Below are 25,409 nucleotides of genomic sequence, written 5' to 3' on the forward strand. Positions count from 1 at the left end.
ACTATTAATTTATTGAATTTTTGATCTGTCTATCTTTTTCAAAATTTCTTTTGACCGTAATAAGCATTAGCACCATGCTTTCTGAGATAATGTTTGTCTAACAAATACTGATCAATTGGCTCAATTTGTGGATTCAATTGGAAGGTATGGAGAGCCATTTTCGCTACCTCTTCTAGTACGACCGCATTATGTACTGCATGATTAGCATCTTCTCCCCAACAAAATGGAGCATGGCCGGATACAAGGACGCCAGGCATTGCCGATGGCTCAATTCCACCTGTTTCAAATGTTTCAATGATCACATTCCCTGTCTCCAGTTCATATGACCGATTAATTTCCTCTTTCGTTAAGGCTCGAGTGCATGGAATTTCACCATAATAATAGTCGGCATGTGTCGTTCCAAGCGCAGGAATGGAGCGTCCAGACTGAGCCCAGGAAGTTGCCCAAGGAGAATGGGTGTGGACAATTCCACCTACATTCGGAAATGCCCGATATAGTGCCAAATGGGTAGGGGTATCAGATGATGGTTTTAAATTTCCTTCCACAATATTACCATCCAAATCAACTGTCACAAGGTCATTAATTGTTAATTCTTCATAAGGCACACCGCTTGGTTTGATGATAACCAGTCCCTGTTCCCTATCGATTCCGCTGACATTCCCCCACGTAAAGGAAACCAATCCATGTTTCGGCAACAGAAGATTCGCATTCAGAACTTCCTCCTTTAGTTGCCCTAACATACTGTCTCCTCCTTTCTCTCCTGTGAGCTTTCTTTTTTAATTTGCTTTAATGTTTTCATTACATTGTTTTCGCCGCGGCCGAAGTAGTCATAAAGACGGGCATACTCTCTATACAACCGATCATATTCTTCTGCATTCTTTTTAGTAGGTTGATAGATATAATCTTTCACTCGCCCCATATCTTTCGCTGCATCTATAATATGATCGTAGCCGCCACGTTCTTTACCAGCAGCCACAGCTCCAAACATCGCTGAACCTAATGCAGGTGTTTGCGAAGAATCAGAAATTTTAATATCCATATTTAGCACATCGGAGTAAATTTGCATCATAACTGAATTTCTCTCGGCAATTCCACCGCAGGCATATACTTCGTTAATCGGTACACCATGGTTGCGGAACGTCTCGACAATCATTCTTGTACCATACGCAGTAGCCTCAATTAATGCCCGATAAATTTCCTCAGGCTTTGTCAATAGGGTAGCTCCCAAAATCATGCCAGTAAGATCAGCATCTACAAGTGTTGAACGGTTCCCATTCCACCAGTCCAAAGCCAAGAGCCCGCTTTCACCCACCTGCAATTTGCCTGCTTTTTCAGTTAATAGCTGGTGGATATTGAGCCCTAATCCTTTTGCTTCTTCAAAATAGTTGGCCGGAACACAATTCTCAGTAAACCATTCAAAGTGATCGCCGACACATGATTGTCCTGCTTCATAGCCCAGCAAGCCTGGAATCACACCATCTTCAACTACACCGCACATCCCCGGAACAACTCTTTCTTCTTCCCCAAGTAAAATATGGCACGTCGACGTTCCCATAATCATCAATAATTTGCCTGGCTCTGTAATCCCGACGGCAGGAACTGCTACGTGTGCGTCGACATTTGCGATTGCCACCGCTGTCCCAGGTTTTAGGCCAGTCAGCTTTGCAGCCTTTTCAGTAATTTCCCCTGCCTTTGAACCAATTGAAAAAATCTTGGTTGACAGTTTTTCTTCTATAACATTCTCAAGGCGTGGATCCAAGGCTTTAAAAAAGTCACTGGAAGGATATCCTTCCCGCTTATGCCAAATTGCTTTATATCCGGCTGTGCAGCTATTCCGTTTTAAGTCACCAGTTAATTGGAAAACCACCCAGTCCGTAGCTTCTACAATTTGATCTGCTGCATCATAGATTTCCGGCGCCTCATTAAGAATTTGCCATACCTTAGGAATCATCCACTCAGAAGAAATTTTTCCACCGTAGCGCTGTAAAAACTTTTCTCCTCTTTTTGCTGCAATGTCGTTCAACCGATTCGCTTCATCTTGTGCAGCATGATGCTTCCAAAGCTTTACAAAGCTATGTGGTTGGCCTGAAAATTCAGTTTTAAAGCACAATGGGGTGCCCGCAGCATCAATAGGCAGTACCGTACAAGCAGTAAAATCTATCCCCAACCCAATAACATCGTCCACTGAAACATTTGCTTCCTCTATTACTTTAGGAATCGTAACCTGCAATACTTCTAAGTAATCAACCGGATGCTGCAATGCCCAATCATGTTCCAGCTTTGTCGTCCCATCTGGAAGATACTCATCCATAACACCATGGGTATACTCTTTAATAGCAGTTGCGACTTCTTTACCTGTTCCCACTTCAACAAGAACGGCTCTTCCCGATTGAGTACCATAATCTATGCCTATCGAATATTTAACCATCTAAATCACCCAATCTTATTATTTTTTAATAACTAATTTTTTAGTTTTTTAGTCGTTCACGAGCATAAAGGCAAGACTTTACTTTTTGTACACCTATTATTCATACGGGTAGGATCATTATTCGCTCATACTTGTACGTATAACTTATTGTAAAAATTTTTTATGAAGCAGAAGAGTAGGTTAAGAATGACTAAACCTACCCATAATGAAATTACGATGCCTTATTTTTATTCCAAACGTCAAATGCAACAGCTGCTAGGAGAACAAGTCCTTTAAGAGCCTGTTGCCAATCACTTCCAAGCCCCAAAATGGACATACCGTTGTTCATAATTCCCATTACTAAACCACCAATTATAGCCCCCCCAATTGTACCAATACCACCGTAGGCAGAGGCACCGCCGATAAAACAAGCGGCAATTGCATCCAGCTCAAAATTGCTACCAGCTTTTGGAGTTGCCGCATTCAGACGGGCTGCAAACACTAAACCAGAAAGGGCAGCTAAAACTCCCATATTCACAAATGACCAGAAAACCACTTTCTTCGTTTTAATACCGGATAGGCCTGCTGCTTTTTCATTGCCCCCTATCGCATAGATATGACGCCCCATGACGGTCTTTTTCGAAATAAATGCGTAAACGATGATAAGGGCAAATAAGATTATTAAGATATTAGGAATACCATCATATGTCGCAAGAATGTATGTAAAGATGTTGATAATAGCAACCATGAAAATTAATTTGCCTAGAAGTAAACCTAGGGATGTAACTTGGAACCCATATTTTACTTGCGATTTACGAGCTCTCATTTCATTGATAATATAAATGATTGAAAAGATAATACCGATGACAATTGTGAAGATATGCAAATCTGTTCCATGAAAAATATCTGGAATGAAACCAGAAGCCATCCCTTGGAATGAATCAGGATAAGGTGCGATTGATGCTCCTTGCAAAACAAGCATAGTTAGACCGCGGAATAGAAGCATCCCTGCCAAGGTAACGATGAAAGAAGGAATTTTCACATACGCAACCCAAAAACCTTGCCAAGCTCCGATAACAGCTCCTATAAGTAAAGACAGAATAATAGCTAAGAATACATTTAAGTGGTGGTTAATAATTAAAATTCCTGATATAGCCCCAATAAAAGCAGCAACGGAACCAACCGATAAGTCAATATGGCCAAGGATGATAATCAACACCATCCCGACGGCCAAAACAAGAACATAGCTGTTTTGGAGGATCAAGTTTGTGATATTGAGTGGTTTTAAAAGAATTCCATTTGTCAGGAACTGAAATAGACCTGCAATTAAGATTAAGGCAATAAACATTCCATAATGACGGATGTTACTCTTAATCAGCTTTGTAATGGAATCCCTTTTCCCATTTCCGCGAAGTTCCTCTTTTATTACTTCTGTTTGCGTACTCACTATTATTCACCTCTGCCCTTAGTCATGAACTTCATAATAATTTCTTGTGTTGCTTCTCCTTTTTGCAATTCTCCAGTTATTGTTCCTTCACTCATAACATAAATTCTGTCACATATCCCAAGAAGCTCCGGAAGTTCGGAGGAAATAACTAAAACACCTTTGCCTTGATCAGCAAGCTGATTAATAATGGTATAAATTTCATATTTAGCACCCACGTCAATACCTCGTGTTGGTTCATCCAGCATCAAGATATCAGGCTCCGTCATAATCCATTTACTTAAAACCACCTTTTGCTGATTACCTCCACTCAAGTTACCAGTTAACTGTGTAATGCTAGGTGTTTTTATTTTCATTGCTTTTCGGAAATTTTCTGCTTCTATTACTTCTTGGTTTTTGTTAATAACTGTACCTTTCGAAATCTTTTTCAAACTTGAAATGGAAATATTTGATTTAATATCGTCAATTAAATTAAGCCCATAATGCTTTCGATCTTCAGTTACATATGCAAGCCCATTATTAATGGCTGCAGATATATTCTTCACATGTATTTCAGTGCCATTTTTGTATAGATGGCCGCTTATTTTCTTCCCATATGCCCGCCCAAAAATACTCATTGCAAGCTCTGTTCGTCCTGCACCCATTAAACCGGCGATACCAACAATCTCACCTTTTTTAATATTAAAATTTACAGAATCAACTACTTTTTGATCACTAAGCATTGGATGATAGACATTCCAATCCTTTACTTCAAAAATTACTTCGCCTATTTTCGGTATTCTTTCAGGATAACGGTTAGTTAAATCCCTGCCTACCATTCCTTTAATAATACGGTCCTCTGATATTTGCCCATTCGTTATTTCAATTGTTTCAATTGTCTGCCCATCACGGAGGATCGTGATCGAATCTGCTACTTTGGCAATCTCATTTAATTTATGAGAAATAATGATGGAGGTAATACCTTGTTTTTTAAATTCCAACATTAGATTTAGTAAGTTTTCGCTGTCATCTTCGTTCAACGCCGCAGTCGGTTCATCGAGTATAAGAAGTTTTACATCTTTGGATAATGCCTTTGCAATTTCAACCAGCTGCTGCTTCCCTACACCAATACTCGTAATTAGAGTGTTGGGATTCTCCGTTAAACCTACTTTATTTAATAAACCTTTTGTTTTTGAGATTGTTTCGTTCCAATTAATAATTCCTTTTTTTGCTTGTTCATTTCCTAGAAATATATTTTCTGCAATCGATAACTCTGGTATCAATGCTAGTTCCTGATGAATAATAACAATTCCTAAATTTTCACTGTTTCTTATGTTTTTAAACTCACAAACATTTCCATCGAAAAAAATATTACCTTCATAAGTTCCATGTGGATACACACCACTTAAAACCTTCATCAAAGTTGATTTCCCCGCACCGTTTTCACCGCACAAAGCGTGGATTTCTCCTTTCTTCACTTGCAAATTTACATTGCAAAGTGCTTTAACGCCCGGGAATTCTTTTGTAATATTTTTCATTTCCAAAATGGTTGCTGTCATTCTTTCACCGCGCCCTCACAATGTAATAAATGATTTAGTGACTGTACAAGCAGCCACTAAATCATTTACTTCCTAAAAACATGAAAATTACTTGCTTAGCTGTGCTTCAGTATAATAACCGCCATCTACTAATACTTGTTTGTAGTTTGTTTTATCTACGGATACTGGTTGCAATAGGTAGGCAGGTACAACTTTTACTCCATTATTGTAAGACTTTGTATCATTAACTGGAACTTTTTTACCAGCTAATTCAGCGTTAACCATTTTTACAGTTTGTTTTGCTAATGCCCGTGTATCTTTATATACAGTTTCAGTTTGTTCTCCAGCAATAATTGATTTGACAGAGGCTAACTCAGCATCCTGCCCAGTGATAACTGGAAGTGGTTTTGAAGCTGTTCCGTAACCCACACCTTTTAATGATGACAAGATTCCGATACTGATGCCATCATATGGAGATAGTACAGCATCTACTTTATCAGTAGTGTAATGTGCACTTAACAAGTTATCCATACGAGATTGTGCAGTCGCACCATCCCAGCGAAGTGTAGCCGCTTGGTCAAATTTAGTTTGGCCACTGCGAACAACAAGTTTGCCAGATTTAATATAAGGATCTAATACTGACATTGCACCATTCCAGAAGAAGTAAGCATTGTTATCGTCTGGAGATCCACCGAATAATTCAATATTGAAAGGTCCTTTGCCTTGTTTTAATCCTAGTTTGTCTTCAATGTAAGACCCCTGCAATATACCAACTTTGTAGTTGTCAAAAGTAGCATAGTAGTCAACATATTGACTTTTCTTAATTAATCGGTCATAAGCAATAATTTTGATTTTTTGCTTATGGGCTTCATCAAGAACTTTTGTTAAAGCAGAACCGTCAATTGCTCCTATTACTAAAACGTTTACACCTTTAGTAATCATATTTTCAATTTGAGAAACTTGGTTATTCACGTCATCCTCACCATATTGTAATTCAACCTTATAACCCTGCTTTTCAAATTCTTGTTTCATGAAATTTCCATCTTTAATCCAACGCTCTGAAGATTTAGTTGGCATCGCAATCCCAACATAGCCTTTGGTACCTGTGCCACTAGTGTTACTGCTTCCACATGCCGCTAAAGAAAATACTAGGGCTATAAGCAAAAATACGGATAAAAATTTCTTCATAAAAAAATGAACCCCTTTCCTTCTAAATGTTTTGTGATCTCGATACCCTAAGATGGGTATTAGAGTAGTAAAATGGAATAATCAATAAATAAGCGCTTTCATTCCTGTGTAAAAAAATATCTTTTGAACTACTTAGCTGTATGTACAAGAAACATCTAATCTAAAAATCTATTAAATACTTGTGCAACACTCCTTTTAAATTACTATTTATTGTACGTACAATTATTATAAGTCATTATTTTATCTTAGGCAATGTCTAAAATTAAAATGAATTTAAATTTTTCCAAAAATACAATTTCCTTCTGAAAAGGTTATATCTTGAGATATACCGTTTAAACGCCTATAAAATATAGCTTTACAATACTTTTTTATTCATTTTTGAGCGCATCTTTTTTGAATAGAAAAATAGAAATTAATAAACTTTTTTTCAATATGGTTTATACATTTCAATATGTTCGTGTATAATTAAATTAAATTGTGCATACAAGTCATTAGCGTTGAAAGTGGTGAACTATGTTGAGACAAACCAAGCATCTCATGGTTAAGGATAAAATAAAAGAATGGATTAATAGCGGGGAAGTTAAGCCAGGTGAAAAAATATATTCTGAAAATGAACTTGTCAAAATTTTTGGTGTCAGCCGCCATACTGTACGCCAGGCAGTCGGGGATTTGGTGCACGAAGGCTGGTTATATAGAGAACAAGGTGCTGGTACTTTTTGTGCGAATGGAATCACTCAAAATAAGCCTAATCAACACTTCCCTCGTACAAGCGGCAAAAATATTGGTGTAATTACCACCTACATTTCTGATTATATTTTTCCTTCTATTATCAAAGGAATTGAATCATATTTAACTGATCAAGGGTATTCATTAACCTTTGCATGTACAGATAATAATATTGAAAAAGAAAAACAATGTTTACAAAGTATGCTCAGCAGAAACATAGATGGGCTAATCGTTGAGCCTACTAAGAGCAGCAGTTATAATCCAAATGTTAATTATTACTTGGAATTAGAACAAAACAATATCCCGTATTTAATGATTAACCAGTATTATCCTCAATTGGTTCCGCCACATATTATTGTGAACGATGAAAAGGGCGGATATATGGGCACAGAACACTTAATTAAACTGGGACATGAAAAAATAATAGGTATTTTCAAAACGGACGATTTGCAAGGTGTACATCGAATGCAAGGATTTATTAAAGCATTTAGAGAAAATAACATTACCTTATCACCTGATATGATTATTACATTTTCAACTGAAGAAGTAGATACAGTATTATTAGAAAAAGTAAGGAAAGTACTCGAAACATCAGATGAAATGCCGACAGGAGTCTTTTGCTATAATGATCAAGTGGCGATATCTGTATTAAATTTATTCAGAGAACTTGAATTAAGAGTACCTGAGGATATTTCTGTAGTAGGTTTTGATGATTCCTATTTAGCTGAAGCAACAGAAACAAAACTTACATCTCTTTCCCATCCAAAGTTGGAAATGGGAATCGCTGCAGCAAAATGGATTGTCTCTGCAGTGGAGAAGAGAAATCAAAACGATAAACATTCCATCGTATTTGAACCTGAATTAATCATAAGAAGTTCCACTGCTCCTGTAAAAGGAGAAGTAACTCAAGAAACGTAAATTAAAGGATGTTTTGTTTAAGAAAACTCGCCAACTGGCGAGCCTAGCAGGGAGAGACAGAGGCGTAGTTCGCCGAATAGCACAGCTTTTAATGCACGAAACATCCTTAGTGCACTTATTCCTGATAGGAAAGTTATACTTTCCTTCGGCTGAAAAAAGACATCACATTTCGCTTTTTAGCGAAATGTGATGTCTTTTTTCTGATATGGAGGGATGCTTATTCAGCTAATCCTTCTTTTTTCATCACATCTTCGAGTGCTTGAATCGTTTCTTCTGCATCTTCTCCCTCGGCGATCACTTTAATTTCGGCACCGCTAGGGATTCCAAGTGACATAACACCCATAATCGATTTAAGGTTTACTTCTTTTCCTTTATAATCTAATTTTACTTCTGATTTAAATTTGGATGCAGTGCTGACTAATACTGTTGCCGGACGGGCATGGATACCAGCCTGGTCGACTACTTTGAATGTTTTTTCTGCCATGAGTTTTCCTCCTTTTTAGTTATATAGTTAATTTGCCCAAATTATAGGTTTTCTCCATTTTTTTCAATAACCTCTTTATACCAGAAATAGCTTTTCTTTTTCACGCGGCGGAGATCGTGTTCTCCTTCTTCATGCTGGTTTACATAGACAAAGCCATAGCGTTTTTGAAAACCGTTCAGCCAGCTTAATAAGTCTGTGAATGACCAAGTGCAATAGCCAAGCATTTCAACCCCATCCGTTATGGCTTCCTGGACTGCACTTAAATGGCTTTTCAGATAGTCAATGCGGTAGTCATCATTCACAACATCACCAGCTTCCAGTTTGTCGTATTCACCCAAACCATTTTCACTGATTAAAATTGGCAAATGATAGCGGCTAGTGATCCGGCGCAGGCCGATCCGCAAGCCGACAGGATCAATATTCCAATCCCAATTCGTCCGCTCCAAATTTCCGTTTTTTATGGTTTTGAATATTCCAGGGACACCAGTATCATGTGAAGTGCCTTTTTTCCCTGTTGTATTAAACGTTCCTTGTCCCACACCATTCAAAGGGTTATGTTCATAGGTTGTTGTTTGGTAGTAATTTACACCCATAAAATCCGGCTTGCCTGCTTTTAGTAAATCGACATCGCCAGCTTCGATTTTCGGAGCGAGATCTTTACTTTCTAAATAGCTTAAGGCAGCCTCCGGATATTCTCCCCATGCGTAAACATCCATCCACCAGTGGCTGTTGAACTCTTCGGCATTTTCAGCGGATAAAATATCTTCAGGTTTTGGGCTGGCAGCGTATGCTGGGGAGTAGGCAAAGCTTGGCCCGATTTTTCCGTTAGGAACATACTTACGGAATTCCTTTATGGCACTGGCATTCGCAAGGTTTGCATGATGATTCACTTGATAAAATAGTTTTTCATTCGTAACTCCCGGAGGATGTAACGCCATTCTATAACCAAGGTCGGTAAAGATGTTTTGTTCATTTAAACTGACCCAATATTTAACACGGTCTCCAAAATGTTTATACAACGTGACAGCATAATTGGTAAAGTCCTCGACAATCTGCCTTGACTCCCAGCCGCCATATTCATCCTGAAGCGCTTGCGGCAAATCCCAGTGATAAATGGTTAAAATGGGTTCAATTTTATTTTTCACCAATTCATTAATTAAATGATTATAAAACTCGATGCCTTTCTCGTTCACTTCTCCCTTTCCTTTTGGGAAAATCCGTGCCCAAGCTACGGAGAAACGGTAGGCTTTTAACCCCATTTCCGCCATTAACCGAACATCCTCTTTAAAACGATGATAATGATCAACTGCCACATCACCTGTTGTTCCTTTAAATGTTTTTCCAGAAACACGGACAAATAAATCCCAGTTTGATGGCCCTTTCCCATCCTCATCCCAAGCGCCCTCCACCTGATAGGCAGCAGATGCGGAACCCCATAAAAATCCTGCTGGAAATGGTTTAAGGTTTTCATGTAACATGTGGGTCACTCCTTTATGGATCATAAGTAAGTTCCGGTGAACAAATCACCGGAACAACATTTACGCCTCTACCTTATTAAAAAACTGAGGAAGATACTCTCTATGTGCTTCAAGCATATCATCCAAGATTGCCTTTGCTATCTTATCGGATGGAACTAAAGGATTGATGGTCATTGCTAAAAGTGCTGTGTTATAGTTTCCTGATACAGCCGCTTCTGCAGCGACCCGTTCAAACGATTTGATTTGCTGTACAAGTCCGCGGACTGCTACTGGAAGATCACCAACCGAAATTGGCCTAGGACCTTCTTTTGTAATAATGCAGTTCACTTCAACAGCAGACTCATCTGGAATACTAGCGATTGCACCGTTATTTCTTGTGTTAACAGGCTGAATATCGCGTTTGTCATTATAAATGGAATTTATTAGGTTGCATGCTGCATCACTGTAATAAGCGCCGCCTCGTTTTTCCAATTGCGGTGGTTTGATCGCCAATTCAGGATCTTTATAAAGCTCGAATAACTCTTTTTCCACTTGCTTAACTACTTCTGCACGTGTGCCGACAGTGTTGGCCGCTTCCAATTCTTCTTCCAGCATTTCTTGTGTTTTATAATAATAGCGATGATAGCCGCATGGAATGGCATGTAAAGCGCGAAGGAAATCAGGTTCCCAGCCTATTGCAGCTATATTTTTCATAGATAGGGCATTCTTGGGGTCAGCCATTTTTTCAATGACCTCATCAAGAACACTCACACCATCTAAGTAAACATTTAGGCCGAAGACCATATGATTAAGTCCGGCAAAATCCACTTGAATTCTTTCTGGTTCCACGTCAAACATCTTTGCGATACCCATCCTTATGCCAACAGGAACATTGCACAATCCAACTACCTTTTTGATGTTGCTATAGCGGAGAACTGCTTCTGTTACCATTCCCGCGGGATTGGTAAAGTTAACGAGCCATGCGTTAGGACATAATTCTTCCATGTCTTTGCAAATCTCAAGAATCACAGGAATTGTCCTTAAACCTTTGAACAATCCGCCTGGACCGTTTGTCTCTTGACCAATCACATTGTATTTCAGTGGGATTCTTTCATCTTTTGCGCGTGCATCTAACAAACCGACGCGGAATTGTGTTGTTACAAAGTCAGCATCCTTAAGCGCTGACCTGCGATCTAGGGTTAAATGAACTTCGATGGGAAGTCCTGCTTTTTCCACCATCCTTTTGGCAAGTGCACCGACAATGTTTAGTTTTTCTTCCCCTGCAGGAATATCAACGAGCCATAGTTCACGAACTGGAAGCTCATCGTACCGCTTGATGAATCCTTCGACTAATTCGGGCGTGTAACTTGAGCCGCCGCCGATTGTGACAATTTTTATTCCTTTTTTCATGAACGAACACCTCCGGACTGTTTTACTGTCTCATATAGATCAACAAATTCAGTTGCCAAATCTCTCATCGTGATCGCATTCATTAAGTGGTCCTGGGCATGAACCATTAGCAGAGATACTTCGGTTCTTTCACCTCTTACTTCTTTTTGAACCAAAGATGTTTGAATATGATGTGCTTCATTCAGGGCATCGCCTGCTTCTTTTAACTTTTCACGCGCAGTCGTGAAATCGCCTTGTTTGGCTGCCATAATCGCTTCCATGGAGGCGCTTTTTCCATTACCTCCATGAAGGATAATTTGAAAAATAATTTCTTCTAAGTTTTCCATCCTTCTCTTCCTCTCACGACAATGATAGCTGACAAGGGTCTGAATCCCCGCCATTGCAGATAAAGAACTGACTTTTGGTTGAGGAGTCCGACCCTTTTAATTGTAACGCTTACATAACTACTTATTAAACTGCTTTATGTGATGATTCAAATTCTACTTCTTGTTTCTTCAACATTTTGTCATACATCATAAAGAATGGCAGATAAATGAAGAAGTCCATCGCTAAGTTAAATGCTTGCATAATGGAACCGGAGATGGATCCTGTGGCTAAAAATCCGCTAATAATTGGAGGTGTTGTCCAAGGTACAGCAACACCATTAGGTCTGGCAACCAACCCTAAATCCATGCCAATATATGTTGCCACAATGTTCATTAATGGTGCCAAGATAAATGGTATAACCAGTAGTGGGTTCATAACAACCGGGGCTCCGAAAGTAACTGGTTCATTAATTTCAAAGATACCAGGACCGATCGCCAATTTACCAAGTTGTTTCAACTGTCCTGACTTAGCAAAGAATATGAACAGTATAACAAGACCAAACGTTGCACCAGAACCGCCTAAGTGTACAAAATTATCAAAGAATTGTTGCGTGATAATGTGTGGCAGCGGTTTATGTGCTGCATAAGCTGAGGCGTTGTCACCCATAGCTCCTAACCAGATCGGGCCCATTACACCGCCTACAATGTTCGCTCCGTGGAGCCCGCATACCCATAATAATGACACTAACAATTCAGCAATTAGCGAGCCCCATAAGCTTGTACCTAATACGCCAAGCGGTCCGCCAAGGATGTCGCCAACGATATTAAATAAGCTGCCGAAATGAGTATTTTCAACAATTAGACGCAGTGCCCAAACGATTACGATTACAGCAAAACCAGGAATAAGTGCGACGAACGATTTTGATACAGCTGGAGGAACGCCATCAGGCATTCTGATTACGATGTTTTTCTTTACAATCCAACGATAAACTTCAGTTGAACCTAATGCAATTAACATAGCTACAAATAAACCCTTACTTCCCATTAAAGCAACTGGAATACCACCTGATACTTCGATTGCAGTTTTTGCACCAGCTGGAGTGAAAGGAATTTGGAATGGAGCTGCAAGTAAGAAAGCACAGACTGAGATGACTCCAGCTGTTACTCCATCAATTTCATATGCCTCTGCCAAACGATACGCAATACCGAATGCTGCGATTAGACCCATCATATTGAATGTTGCATCAACTGGATAGGATAATTTGGTTGCAAAAGATTTTCCAAATGTGTTTGCCAGCCAATCTGAGTAGTGAGGAAATGGCAAGTTACCAAGGATGAGGAATACTGAACCGATGATAATCATGGGCATTGCAAGTGCGATACCGTCACGAAGAGCGCCAAGATGCTTTTGCCCAGCTAGCTTACCAGCTACCGGCATAAAATATTTTTCCATGAATTGAAATAACTTGTTCATTTTCCCCACTCCTTATTTTTTAGAATTAATAAGTGCCAAAGCTGTTTTTAAAACTTCAGGACCATTACACATCCCATAGTGAACTGGATTAATGGCATCAACGGGGACTCCTTTTTCTTCACCTAATTTTTTAAACTGAGAGAGTAAATAACGCACTTGCGGGCCAAGCAATACAACGTCTGCATGATCTATTTGACTTTTTGCCTGATCGGCGCTTTCTGCCCAGATTTTGCAATCCAGCCCCTGGTCTGCTGCTGCTTTCTCCATTTTTGTAACTAATAAGCTAGTAGACATCCCTGCTGCACAACATAGTAAGATGTTCATTTTGACTTCCTCCTAAATATGGTTATTTAATATTTTTCAAGAGAAGAGTTTCAGTGCATCAATAACGAATGATTATTCCTTTATCCTACTCACGAAAACTGCTTCTGCTTTAACCCTATGTAGGACTTTTGCGCCCTCTCTTGATGATTTTATTGTATTTTAAAAGCGCTTTCATTTACACACACCATTTTTCCGTTGCGCAACGGAAATCGTTATTTGAAATATAAGAAAATTAAAATCATTTTCAAGTGTTTGTCCATAGTAAAGAAAACTCGCCGACTAGCGAGCCCGTTAGGGCGAAGACAGAGGTGTAGTTCGTCGAAAAGGATAGCTTCTCGACTGCGAGGCTAATGCTCACGAAGCATTCCTTAGTGCACTTATGCCTGATAGGAAATTTACACATTCCTATCTGCTAAAAAAGAGATCAGCAGTTTGCTGACCCTTTCATTTCTTTATAAAGCCGTTCTGCCGTTCGTAAAACTTCCTTGCCATTGAAAGTGCCGTAATGAACGGTATCTATTACAGCGACAGGAATTCCCTTTTTATCGCCCAATTTCTTAAATTCGTTAAACATATAGCGAACATGCGGTCCAAGAAGAAGGACATCTGCTTTATTGATTTCCCTTATTACCACATCAATGGGAACCGCCCATATTTGACATGAAAGATTTTGTTCCAATGCACTTTTTTGCATTTTGGAGACCAATAAACTGGTTGACATTCCTGCGGAACAACACAATAAAATATTCATTTTATTCCTCCCACTACGGCTTGAATCGAATTTTATCTATTAAATACTGGATTACCGTTTTCCAGAGAATACAGCCGTAAATTCCTTGTACGTTTTACATTTAATTAACTGTTGCACAATTTGACTATGATCAATTAATTCAACAAGATTCTCATACATTTTTTGCAGCTCATTCGGGCTATTCTTCTCAACGCTTAACAAGCATACAAATTGCACTCTTTTCCCGCCCCAGTCAATGGGTTTCTTTAATGTACAGATCGTCCAAAATGTCGATTCCGTCTGTGGTGTAATCGGGTGAGGTATCGCAACAAAATTACCGTAGCTTGTTGGAGACAATCTCTCTCTTGCCAGCACACTTTCTAAAAATGTTTGATGAACCAATCCCAAAGACTGAAGCCGCTGACAAAGAAAATTAAGCACTTCTTCTCTAGTTTCAAAATTTCTCTGAAGAAAGACTAATTCCTCTTTCAGATATTGCAGCTTTTGTATACCTTCACCATTTAAAACTGCTTCGATTTTTTCAAAATCTCCTCCGCCTAAAATAGTATGTACTTGAATCACAGGAATTGGAAGATTAGTTGAAATAGGAATCGTACTAATGATGAAATCCATGGCATGGAAAGAAATTTGATTTAGCTTGTAATAATCAGTCGTTCCGACAATTTCAACTTTATCACCAAATTTAGATTGCACCTTTGATGCTAATAACCTTGCACTCCCAACACCTGAGGCACAAACAATTAGACACCGTTTTACTCTTTTTCCTGTTTTTACGTTTTCAATTGCGGCCCCTAAATGGAGTGCGAGATAGCCAATTTCATTTTCATTTATCTCAATATGCAGCTCACTTTTTATAACCAGACTAGCAATTACAGCTGCTTGAAATGCGGCAGGATATTTGGATTTAATTTCATCAATTAAAGGATTAGGCAGATTGATCCCGTAATGGTAGCGGTGGATTGCCGGTTTTAAATGAAGACAGATAGCGATATATAATTCCTGGTCATCTTTGATCCCCAGATTCAGTTCATGGTCAATAGTATCCAGAACTTTATTCACAATGAAATCCACTTGTTCATCGATCATCTCGTGGATGGTGCTCTCATGAAGATGCAGTTCGGTTACCATCTTTGTCCCTAACAAATGAATAGTGACATAGGCGATCTCCGGCTCTGGAAAACTAATATCCAGCCCCTTTTCAAGCTCACTGACAATTTCTTTTGCCACTAGATATTGTTTTTCGCTCTTTAGCTCAATTAAATCCTTATGAACCATCGTCATATATTTGTGACCTTTTATTCGATGATAAGCAATGGCGATATGAATAATGAGGTTGTTTAATCCAATATCCGAGAGACTAATATTGTGCAAACTTATTCGCTCCACAATCACTTTTCGAATATAGGATAAATCTTCTTTTGTATAAAGAGGAAGATCTGTATGTGTCAAATCAATATCATTTTCAAATTTATGAAAAAGATGATCTGCCATACACAATCGTAGCTTAAACTCGTCTCCATTTACCTTTAAGCCAAAGTTTGGGCGTTTTTCAAGTGTAATACCATAACGGCGAAGTATATGTTTAACGTCCTTTAAATCGTTTTGCAGCGTGGATCTGCTGACAAATATTTCATCTGCTAAGCAATCAAGCTTACAATAATCCTCAGCAAGTAATAAACGCTTGATAACATAAAGAATGCGATCTTCCGGCATGGTAGGAATTTCATCATCATTTTCTTTATCCTGATCCACAATTCCAAGCAGGAGCTGACGAAAGATTTGGTCATCATGAATTTCCAGCTGATATCCTGTTCCTCTAATGGATTTAATAGAGGCTCCAAAATCTTCAACTGTCGCTTCTAGCTCTTTTATATCATTTCTGACTGTTCTTGATGTCACCGCTAGAACCTTTGCCAAATACTCACTAGTCACAGGTGTTTCCGCTTTCATTAATTCTCGCAGGATTGAAGTCATTCGAGAATTTAACATGCGTCCCCCCTCCCTTCCTAACAAAATTCGATTTTCTTTAACCAACATTCTACCATATTAATCTATTTTCGATAACGGTAATATGACAATTCTCCCTTGCCATCTATTAGATTTAGAAACTAAATTTCCATATGATATCATATGTTTCTCCTCTTTTTGAAATCTTCTTACATTTAAATAAGAAACCTAGACTGCAAATTTTAATAATATGGGAGGTATATGTTAAACTAAAAGCGTGAATTTACATAGAGGAGCTAAATAAAATGACAAATAACGGCACTTTTAAAGGTTTTGTTGGAACGTACACAAAGGGTGAAAGTAAAGGGATCTACTCCTTCACTTTAAACACCAAGGAAGGGAAAATCGCAAATGTTCAAGTTGCGGCTGAGCTGGAGAATCCAACCTATCTAACCATTACAAAAGATAACCGCAACCTTTATGCTGTTGTAAAAGATGGTGATAACGGCGGTGTTGCTGCATTTTCGTTAAATGCTTCTACTGGAGATATTTCGGAAATTAATCGTGAAGTACTTGCCGGATCACCTCCATGTCATGTCAGTGTTGATAGTGAATCCCGCTATGTTTTCAGTGCCAACTATCATAAAGGGACAGTGGAATCCCATTTAATTAATCAAAACAATGGCTCTGTTCAACCGGTAGTTTCGATTATTAAACATGAAGGATCAGGTCCGGATCCAAGACAGGAAAAGCCGCATACCCATTATGCTGCAGTCACTCCAAATGAGAAATTTCTTGCTGTTGTAGAATTAGGCAGCGATGCCCTCATTACCTATGAGGTAAGCGAGAATGGAGCATTAACAGAAGTCAGCCGCTTGGCTGCCAATCCTGGAAGTGGTCCAAGACATTTAGTGTTCCATCCAAACCGCAAATTTGCCTATGTAATGACAGAATTCAGTTCAGAGGTCATCTTTTTAACCTTTGATGCGGAAACAGGCAGCTTTACAGCCAAACAGTACATTTCCACCATTCCGGCGGATTTTACTGAAAACAACCAAGGTAGTGCCATTCATATTTCATCTGACGGCCGTTTTGTGTATGCAGGAAATCGCGGCCATAACAGCATTGCCATCTTCAGTGTAAATCAAGAGTCCGGAGAGCTTACGTTTGTAGATCGCACCTTGACAGAAGGTGATTGGCCAAGAGATTTTTCCCTGGACCCGACTGAAAAATTCATCGTCACATCCAATCAAGAAACCGGAAATCTGGTACTTTTCGCAAGAGATGAACATACAGGAAAATTAACACTGCTGCAATCCGATGTTAAAGTCCCTTATGCCGTTTGTGTTAAGTTCTTAAATGTGTAGATAAATATATTTAAAATAAAAAACACACGAAAATTCGTGTGTTCAGATTGTAGACAAAAGGCATTTCAAAAGTTCCGATTCTGGCGCCCTTTTCTAAAATTGGGATTTTTCTGTTTGATTTTTCTTAAGGTAGACCCCGGCGGGGTCTATTTTTATGCCATTTCTGGACTTTTCCAAGTCCATGTAGCCAACTTCTTTAAATTCATAGCAGCAAAAGTAAGCATCGCCTGCATGGACAATTTTTTAAGACCTCTTAAGGTTGTCCATCGCATACCATGCTTTTCTTTCGCATCCGCGAATACACGTTCAATTGTTTCTTTACGACGTGCATATATTATTTTATTCTCTTCTGTATGACGAAGATGTTCAGCCTCTTCAAGATATGGTTCCCAGATATGTCGTTGAATGAGCTTTTGATGATTTTGACTTTGTGTACATTGTGCTAGAAGTGGGCAATCCTTACATATAACAGGATTAGAGATGTACTGTCGATAACCTTCCTTAGTAGTCGTTCTATAATCCAGAACTTGTCCTTCCGGACATATGTAACAATCAAAGTGCTCATCATAGACATAATCGTGCTTTTTCAAATATCCCTCCTTTGTACGTGGTCGTGTATAGGGTAAAGCAGGGCGAATTTCATTTTCAATTAAATATTGAGCAATAGCAGGTGTTTTATATCCGGCATCAGCAGCTACAGCATTAGGTTTCCCACATTTTTCAATGACCTTTTCAACTAGAGGCTCTAACATTGTACTATCATGAACGTTACCTGGAGTTACAATAGTCCCCAGGACAAAACCATTTCTATCTGCGGCTGCATGAAATGAATAAGCAAATTGCTTTGTCCTTTCGTCTTTTACATAGTAACCACTCTCCGAATCTGTTGTACTTTCTTTTATTTCTTTGTTTTCTTCTTTTTCATATTTATCTGGTGGGATGGGCTTTTTCCCATGTTCTTCACGATCACTATTAATTTCTGCTTGAAGACGTGCTTCATAAGCTTTTGATTCTTTCCGAACTACTTTCTTTTCGAATTTGCGTTTATTTGCACTTGCTTTAACGTGAGTTGAATCAATGAATACATGTTCCGAACTAACTAACTTTTTATCTGCTGCCTCTTTTAAAATACGGTAGAAAATTTGTTCAAATAAGTCTGTATCCTTAAAACGACGTTCGTAGTTTTTACCAAAAGTTGAAAAGTGGGGTACTTTATCATAAAAACCAAATCCTAAAAACCAGCGATACGCCATATTTGTTTCAATTTCCTTTATCGTTTGACGCATCGAACGGATACCGAAGGTATATTGAATGAAAGCCATCTTAATTAATACAACAGGGTCAATACTTGAACGTCCGCGCTTAGTTGAGTACAAATCTTCAACCAATGAATAGATAAATGAAAAATCTACTGCGGCTTCTATTTTGCGAACCAAGTGATCAGCAGGTACAAGTTGATCTAAGGCAATCATTTCAATTTGGTCACGATTTATCTGTGTATTTTTCGAAAGCATTCCATCCACCTCTATTAATTCTCTGTAAATAAATTATACAAAAGGCTGTGTTAATGTACATTATTGATTTTTACACTCTGTTGATTGGAGTGGAAGGCGGCGAAGACTCCTGCGGGAGTACGGGACAGGGGAGACCCCGCAGGCGCTGAAAGCGCAGAGGAGGCTCCCCGAACCGCCCGCGGAAAGCGAAGCCGCCTGGAACGGAAATCAACAGACAAGTTTAATATGGCCAAACAAAAAAGACTGTCGATTTTAAACCCGAAATCCTTCGGATTTGTCGACAGTCTGAACACACGAAAATTCGTGTGTTTTTTATCTTCTCATATTAATTGTCGTTACCTCAAACTTATCATACCGATGGCGGGAGAATGAGTATTCAAATGGAATGCCGTTATTCAAAAAGCCAACATGCTCGACTTCAAGAATCGGATCATCAGGCTGACATGCCAGCTGCGCCTGATCAAGTTCGTTCGGTTTACAGGCTCTAATGATCCGATGCGATCCAGCAATACTTAAGCCTTGCTTTTGAGTAATATAGTCATAAATAGAGCCTTGGAGAACCTCATCTGTAACCCCGGGAATGAGGTGTGCAGGCATAAATGTTTTTTCAATCACATATGGCTCGCCATCCACAAGGCGTAATCGGATTAAATAATATACAGCCGTTTTCATATCAATCGCTAAATGTTCTGCCACATCTTTAGATGGAAATAAAACCTCAAATTTAATAATTTTACTCGTGATTTTTTTATCTTTGATCATATTTGTCAACCCAGTAATTTGATCGCTCATCACATTTACCCGGCCATTTTGAATCGCAGATTGTACAATAAACGTGCCATGGCCGCGTTTCCGATAAAGAAGACCCTCCACCACTAAAATGTCAAGCGCCCGTTTCATCGTCATCCTGCTGCAATGAAACTCCTTCGCTAAAGAAATTTCATCGGGAATCGGCTGGTCGATGGGATATACTCGTTCTTTAATTCTTCTTCTTATTTCTGAAGAAATAGCCTCATACTTGTTCATAAATAGAACCACCCTAGTTAAATCAAACGTCTCTCTCCATATAATAGAATACTTTACATAGAAAATAAATCGTTTCCTTTTTTATAGTTTCAACTCTTTTCGATTTCCTCTGCGGTAACATAGAAAATCATGAATAGAACAAAGTAATCATTATAAAAGAATAATTATTTTATAAAATAATGCATTTGTACAAGCCAGCGATATCTCTTTCTCATAACAATATATATAGTGAATACCCTTTATGAGGATGTGATACAATGGCATCAAACAGCTACATGGTTACGGATATTCCAGGAGTAGTTCTGAATGATAAAAGTAAGGCACAAAGTAATTCTGATCAGATAAACCAATTTATTAAAACAATGCCTTGGGGAGGGCAATTGATATTTCCAATTGGCACCCTTTATTGTAATGGATTGACCATTTCTACTACAATTAATATTGAAGGAATTTCGAAAACAGGATCCTATCTTCAAAACTTAAGTGCAAATCCATGCATTACCATTAATGCAGGAGTCGAAAGAGGCACCATTCGAAATATCGCTATTTTCGGAAATGGCACGCAAATGTATGGAACAGATGCAACAAGCGGTTATGGAATCGTGTTTAATGCTGATACAGTAGTTTGGTTAATTGAAAATGTCTGGTTAAGATATCATGGCAAACATGCCATTTATACCTATGGATTAGGAAATGTTAATAATATCAATATCATCAATTGTGAGATTGAATACAACAAGCAAGATGGTGTATATCTTGCATCTAAAGATTTTAGTAACCAAGTGAACAATATTAATATAGAAAACTGCAACATTGCTGGAATGGGCGGAAACGGTATTTCTATCTGGGGAAATAACATTAATATCAGCGGATGCACGATTCAAGGTAATAAAGGGGCCGGAATAAGAGTTTCTTCTGATCTTTCAGATCAAAGCAGTGCCTCTGGGATCAATATTATTGGAAACTATTTCGAATTGGATGGAAATGGATTTATTGTCATAAAAGCTTCCTACCTAGCACCAAAAGCATGTTATGTTATCGGTATGACGATTGAAGGCAATTTTGGGGTTATGTATGCTGCCAATGCAAACGCAGGGATTAATTCACTTGTCAGCATCAGCTCTAATCTTGATATTACCTCTGCAAGACAAATCAGGCAGATTCATTACCTAAATAACAATTTTTCATCTGATACATTAAAAATAATGGATGGAGGAAATCGTCTAAACGCTGATTCCATTATTACTATTCCTCTAGATCCAGCTGGAAATAGCGATGACACCAACTATGTCAATTTAGGAAATGCCACTATTGAGAGATTAAAAAGAACCGTGATTAATGGATTCTTTTATGCAAGAGGCACCACCTATTCTCAAATAGGGAAATCAGATAATATCCCCAATAACGCTACTGTATCTTTCCCATTGCCGGACAACATAGCAGTCTTAAGACAAGTCTCCATTCCATATTTAAGCAACTATATAGGTGGAACCATTCGAATAGATATTTGGGGAAGACCTAAAAATTCCACAGCAGCATATACCAGTTTATCTTCAATGTCTTTCACCATTAAAGGGTCAGGAATAGTGGATACTTCATCTGGCGGGCCTATTTCTCTATTGGGGTCCGAGGACAATTATTTCTCAATAAAAACTTCAAGTCTCTCTGGAGGGACTTATTTGAATATCGGAAATCCATTTATTGCATACACGTAATTTTGGAACTTTACCATCCGTTTCCCCTGCTGAACGGATGGTATTTTATTGATGGATTAAATAATAGAAAGGTCAGCTTTCTTTGGTATTCTCCTATAGGCAGGGAAAAAATTTTCTTGAGCTTCTTGTTCATAATATTTCTCCCATTGTTCAAGCAAGAACTTATATTGAAACGGATTATGAATTTTTTTTCCTATATTAAAATGAAGAAGACCGTCAGGATTAAATCGATACTTAAATTGAAATAATGAGTCTCTTCCTACATGTCCGCTGCCTAGATGAAAGGTATGACACCCATTTTGTTTTCCCCAGAGGGCTGCATTATGTAGTAAAAACGTGTTACATCCTAAGTTTAAGTATTGTTTTTGAGAACAAGCCAAATGATAATGTAATACTCCATCCTCATATAAACACAATGTTGCAGCGATCATTTGATCCTCATAGAAAACTGCACCAATTATAGACTGATCGTAGAAACCAGATAGAAGGCCTTTTATATACTCTGTTGAAAAATAGGAGTATTCAGATGCATTCAGTTTATCCATTGTTTCCTTATATAATTGATAAAAATCTTCAACTCGTTCATATGCTTGTTCATTTCTAAAAGTCCTAAACTCCAATTGATTCTTAATGGCTTTATTAACCTTTCCTCTATGTTTTGCTTGATATTGTTTCAGAATATCTTCTTCACTTTTTGTCAAATCAATAAAAACAGTCTCCCTATCATAGGAAACATCTATACTCTCCTCCATATGCTTGTTATTTTGAAGCACGGGATGAAATCGAATGAATTCACTAATGATATTCTCTTTTTGGCAATATTCATCAAATTCTTTTCTGAAATTTTTGATTAACTGCTTTTCTTCCACATCATAAATTGGGCCGCCATAACCATATGAAGGCGTGATAATATCGTATAAATCGCGGTCTACTCCTTCAGCAAGGAAAGGTAATCCATTTAGCTTTCTTTTAAAAAATACATAGCAAAGCTTATTTCCTTGTTCATCTTCATAATAAAATAAATGAGGATCCCCATCCCCCATACTCTGATACACGTTTGAATACGCATGACGGTAAAAAATATCTTTTTTCGCCAGTAGATTTAACTTTTCTTCCCACTTATTCTTATCTTTATAACTGATAACCTCATACATATGATCACCTCCCATTGACATATATTTTAATGACTTCGATTTGTAGAGTTTATAACCATAACATCATCAAATTTAATCATGATGGATCCTTCTGGATAATTGCCAACAGCTATCTGATTAGGCAAACCTTTTAAATTATGAATGATATTTCGAACAAAGTTTTGCCGCTCTTCATGTGCATGCGGATATCCTCCGCCAAATCTCGGATTGATTTCAGAAATCACAAATCCTTTTTCGGTTTTAAAACAATCAATATCAATAGGGCCAATTGGTTTCAACGTATCCACTAATTTATTAATCAGTTCTAATAACTCCTGATCGTTTACAGCTACAGATTTATCTGTTTCTCCCGCCCTCATTCTTATTTTCCTTTTACAGAAAATATTAACAGCCTTATAACTTAATAAATCTACATAGCAATCAACCCCGTATTCACTTCCTTCTATAAATGGCTGAACAATTAGTTCACCTGAATCCTTCCATAAAGAGCAAAGTTCTTCCTGAGAATGTATAATAGTAATTCCCATACTGGCGCTGCCGTTTTTAGGCTTCATTATTAATGGAAATCGAAGCTGATTGTTTTCAATGTCAAAAAGTATTTCACTTAATTGTTGATAAGTCGGTACTGCCGGCAAGCTGTGTTCTTGCAGGAATTGAAAAGTACGGTATTTATCAAAGCATATATTGACAACATCTTTATCTGAAATGATGATTTTTATATTTTCTCTCTCAAATTCCTCTTTATATTCTGCTAACAAACTTAATTCTGGGTCTATTAGACTTAATACCGCATTGATTTCAAACTTTTTGCATATTTGTTTAATATGATCAATATAAGTTGGATCAGTAATTCGGGGAACCATTTCAGCGTGGTCTGCAAAATACAAGGCCGGAGCAGATGGATCACAATCTGTTGCTACAACCTTCCCGCCAAACTTACTTAACTCTTCTTTAAAATACCTTACCAATTTTACTCTTCGGCCGGCACTGCATAACAAAATATTCATTTATCCTCCCTCTTATCCATTAAAATACATAAAGATCTTCGTTGAAAAATTCCTTTAGACTTTCTTTTTTCCGTACAATAAAAAAACTATTTTCATCTGCAGCGACAATACTTGGTCTCTCTTTAATAAATGGCGGATTAAACACAATGGTATAGGCCCCTACATTTTCAAAAATAATATAATCACCTTTTACCGGTAATTCCCCTTCTACATTTGATGCCAAGTAATCCTTTTCCATACAGGTATACCCTACAATGTTATAGGCAACTGTTTGAGTGGCTTCCATATTTTGTTTGACTATTTGCATTGGCAAGTTTCTTTTATGCATCGTCGGCTTAATATTATGTACACTGCCATCCACTAGAACAAAATACTGCTCTTGTATTCTTTTTGCATCTATTACTTTTGAAATAAAATGAAATGCATTGGCCACCATTGATATACCAGGTTCTATAATTAAATATGGTTTGCTGCTTTTATTTTCAAATTGAGTGTTCATGACATGACATACAGCTTCGGCATAGTCATCAAAACTCGGTGTCTGAAGTTGAAAGGAAGAAGGCAACTCGCCATAAAATCCCCCTCCTATATCAATATACTCGACCGAATCCTCGATATATTGCTTTGCTAATTCACATAGCCCGAATGTTATATTTTGATAGGTTTCAACCTTTCTGTTTCTTGTAGAAAAATGCCCATGCAGGCCAACTATTTTAATAGTTTCCATTTCCTTTAAGGTTTTAACCGCATAATCAAAATCTCCATTTGATATGCAGATGCCAAATCGACTGATTTCATACCCTTCTTGCAAATCACTTTTTTCACCATTAGAAATATCAAAGTTTACTCGTATGCCAACTTTTACGTTTTTGTATGGATACTTTAAACAATATTTTTTTATATAATCAATTTCATATAGTGAATCAATATTTAAAATACTCTCCCCATTTAGAGCCGTTTCGATATCATCGTACGTTTTTAATGGTCCATTAAAGATAATTTTGCTTGGGTTCATGCCGATTTTCAGAGCTAGATCATACTCTAATCTCGATACAACTTCGGCATAAGCTCCTAACTTGGCCATCTCCTTGCACAAATAGGGCAAATAGTTTGTTTTATAGGAATAGCCTATAATTAATTGTTGATATCGATTTCTAAATGCATTTTCAATTTTATTGAAGTTATTCCTTAGTTTATGAACATCCAGTAAGTAAAATGAAGATCCGAATTCTTGCTCAAGGTCATTCATCTGCTGGCAGCTTAAAAACATGCAA

General features: G+C 38.0%; 21 protein-coding genes. 3 read left to right on the forward strand and 18 right to left on the reverse strand.

All coding sequences use genetic code 11. The features are described 5' to 3' along the window. Positions 1 to 38: 38 nt before the first annotated feature. The 5 genes from araD to chvE form a co-directional block, all read right to left on the reverse strand. Positions 39 to 740 carry an L-ribulose-5-phosphate 4-epimerase gene (gene araD, locus HPT25_RS02220; RefSeq protein WP_173059313.1) on the reverse strand — a complete coding sequence of 234 codons (702 nt, stop codon included), beginning with the start codon at positions 738 to 740 and terminating at the stop codon, positions 39 to 41. After that, a complete protein-coding gene (araB, locus tag HPT25_RS02225) occupies positions 734 to 2,428 on the reverse strand; it encodes a ribulokinase (protein WP_173059316.1) in 1,695 nt (564 codons plus the stop codon). The genes araD and araB overlap by 7 nt, the downstream gene beginning before the upstream one ends. 211 nt (positions 2,429 to 2,639) lie before the next feature. Beyond that, positions 2,640 to 3,755, reverse strand: a complete 1,116-nt coding sequence (mmsB, locus tag HPT25_RS02230) for a multiple monosaccharide ABC transporter permease (RefSeq protein WP_173070811.1) — start codon at positions 3,753 to 3,755, stop codon at positions 2,640 to 2,642. Between the two features lie 101 nt (positions 3,756 to 3,856). Continuing rightward, positions 3,857 to 5,389, reverse strand: coding sequence for a multiple monosaccharide ABC transporter ATP-binding protein (gene mmsA, locus HPT25_RS02235; RefSeq protein WP_173059319.1), 1,533 nt, complete (start codon positions 5,387 to 5,389; stop codon positions 3,857 to 3,859). 87 nt (positions 5,390 to 5,476) lie between these two features. Next, complete coding sequence (gene chvE, locus HPT25_RS02240) at positions 5,477 to 6,556, reverse strand: multiple monosaccharide ABC transporter substrate-binding protein (protein ID WP_173059322.1); 1,080 nt, start codon at positions 6,554 to 6,556, stop codon at positions 5,477 to 5,479. 513 nt (positions 6,557 to 7,069) lie between these two features. On the opposite strand from chvE, the gene HPT25_RS02245 reads away from it, so the two are divergent. Then, entirely contained in the window at positions 7,070 to 8,200 is a 1,131-nt protein-coding gene (locus HPT25_RS02245; protein WP_173059324.1) for a GntR family transcriptional regulator, read from the forward strand. Positions 8,201 to 8,417: 217 nt separating this feature from the next. Here HPT25_RS02245 and HPT25_RS02250 read toward each other — a convergent pair whose 3' ends face one another. From HPT25_RS02250 to HPT25_RS02285, 8 genes are all read right to left on the reverse strand, one after another. Then, positions 8,418 to 8,684, reverse strand: coding sequence for a phosphocarrier protein HPr (locus HPT25_RS02250; protein WP_173059327.1), 267 nt, complete (start codon positions 8,682 to 8,684; stop codon positions 8,418 to 8,420). 41 nt (positions 8,685 to 8,725) lie between these two features. After that, a complete protein-coding gene (locus HPT25_RS02255) occupies positions 8,726 to 10,162 on the reverse strand; it encodes a glycoside hydrolase family 1 protein (RefSeq protein WP_173059330.1) in 1,437 nt (478 codons plus the stop codon). Between the two features lie 60 nt (positions 10,163 to 10,222). Beyond that, positions 10,223 to 11,551 carry a 6-phospho-beta-glucosidase gene (locus HPT25_RS02260; RefSeq protein WP_173059333.1) on the reverse strand — a complete coding sequence of 443 codons (1,329 nt, stop codon included), beginning with the start codon at positions 11,549 to 11,551 and terminating at the stop codon, positions 10,223 to 10,225. Next, positions 11,548 to 11,877 (reverse strand): PTS sugar transporter subunit IIA, encoded by a 330-nt coding sequence (locus HPT25_RS02265; protein WP_173059336.1) that lies wholly within the window; start codon positions 11,875 to 11,877, stop codon positions 11,548 to 11,550. Before HPT25_RS02265 ends, HPT25_RS02260 begins: the two co-directional genes overlap by 4 nt. A 124-nt stretch (positions 11,878 to 12,001) precedes the next feature. Continuing rightward, positions 12,002 to 13,330, reverse strand: a complete 1,329-nt coding sequence (celB, locus tag HPT25_RS02270) for a PTS cellobiose transporter subunit IIC (RefSeq protein WP_173059339.1) — start codon at positions 13,328 to 13,330, stop codon at positions 12,002 to 12,004. 12 nt (positions 13,331 to 13,342) lie between these two features. Next, on the reverse strand, positions 13,343 to 13,654 hold the full coding sequence (locus HPT25_RS02275) for a PTS sugar transporter subunit IIB (RefSeq protein WP_173059342.1): 312 nt from the start codon (positions 13,652 to 13,654) through the stop codon (positions 13,343 to 13,345). Between the two features lie 424 nt (positions 13,655 to 14,078). After that, entirely contained in the window at positions 14,079 to 14,405 is a 327-nt protein-coding gene (locus HPT25_RS02280) for a PTS sugar transporter subunit IIB (protein WP_173059345.1), read from the reverse strand. A 51-nt stretch (positions 14,406 to 14,456) separates the two neighbouring features. Next, positions 14,457 to 16,394: a BglG family transcription antiterminator gene (locus HPT25_RS02285; protein ID WP_173059348.1), complete on the reverse strand. Its 1,938-nt coding sequence runs from the start codon at positions 16,392 to 16,394 to the stop codon at positions 14,457 to 14,459. Positions 16,395 to 16,657: 263 nt separating this feature from the next. On the opposite strand from HPT25_RS02285, the gene HPT25_RS02290 reads away from it, so the two are divergent. Beyond that, on the forward strand, positions 16,658 to 17,719 hold the full coding sequence (locus HPT25_RS02290; protein WP_173059351.1) for a lactonase family protein: 1,062 nt from the start codon (positions 16,658 to 16,660) through the stop codon (positions 17,717 to 17,719). 152 nt (positions 17,720 to 17,871) lie between these two features. Here HPT25_RS02290 and HPT25_RS02295 read toward each other — a convergent pair whose 3' ends face one another. Both HPT25_RS02295 and HPT25_RS02300 read right to left on the reverse strand, forming a co-directional pair. After that, positions 17,872 to 19,233, reverse strand: a complete 1,362-nt coding sequence (locus HPT25_RS02295) for an IS1182 family transposase (protein ID WP_173058723.1) — start codon at positions 19,231 to 19,233, stop codon at positions 17,872 to 17,874. A 312-nt stretch (positions 19,234 to 19,545) separates the two neighbouring features. Further along, entirely contained in the window at positions 19,546 to 20,259 is a 714-nt protein-coding gene (locus HPT25_RS02300) for a GntR family transcriptional regulator (protein ID WP_173059354.1), read from the reverse strand. A 257-nt stretch (positions 20,260 to 20,516) separates the two neighbouring features. On the opposite strand from HPT25_RS02300, the gene HPT25_RS02305 reads away from it, so the two are divergent. After that, positions 20,517 to 21,974, forward strand: a complete 1,458-nt coding sequence (locus HPT25_RS02305) for a right-handed parallel beta-helix repeat-containing protein (RefSeq protein WP_173059357.1) — start codon at positions 20,517 to 20,519, stop codon at positions 21,972 to 21,974. Between the two features lie 56 nt (positions 21,975 to 22,030). Here the strand turns inward: HPT25_RS02305 and HPT25_RS02310 are convergent, their stop codons facing one another. Genes HPT25_RS02310 through HPT25_RS02320 form a run of 3 tightly spaced genes read right to left on the reverse strand, consistent with a single transcriptional unit; the run spans position 22,031 to position 25,405 of the window. Further along, positions 22,031 to 23,128, reverse strand: coding sequence for a lipid II:glycine glycyltransferase FemX (locus HPT25_RS02310; RefSeq protein WP_173059360.1), 1,098 nt, complete (start codon positions 23,126 to 23,128; stop codon positions 22,031 to 22,033). A 26-nt stretch (positions 23,129 to 23,154) separates the two neighbouring features. Continuing rightward, complete coding sequence (locus tag HPT25_RS02315) at positions 23,155 to 24,135, reverse strand: ATP-grasp domain-containing protein (RefSeq protein ID WP_173059363.1); 981 nt, start codon at positions 24,133 to 24,135, stop codon at positions 23,155 to 23,157. A 19-nt stretch (positions 24,136 to 24,154) separates the two neighbouring features. Continuing rightward, complete coding sequence (locus HPT25_RS02320; RefSeq protein WP_173059366.1) at positions 24,155 to 25,405, reverse strand: type III PLP-dependent enzyme domain-containing protein; 1,251 nt, start codon at positions 25,403 to 25,405, stop codon at positions 24,155 to 24,157. Between the last annotated feature and the right edge of the window lie 4 nt (positions 25,406 to 25,409).

It is taken from the genome of Neobacillus endophyticus (assembly GCF_013248975.1).
GTDB classification, from domain to species: domain Bacteria; phylum Bacillota; class Bacilli; order Bacillales; family Cytobacillaceae; genus Neobacillus; species Neobacillus endophyticus.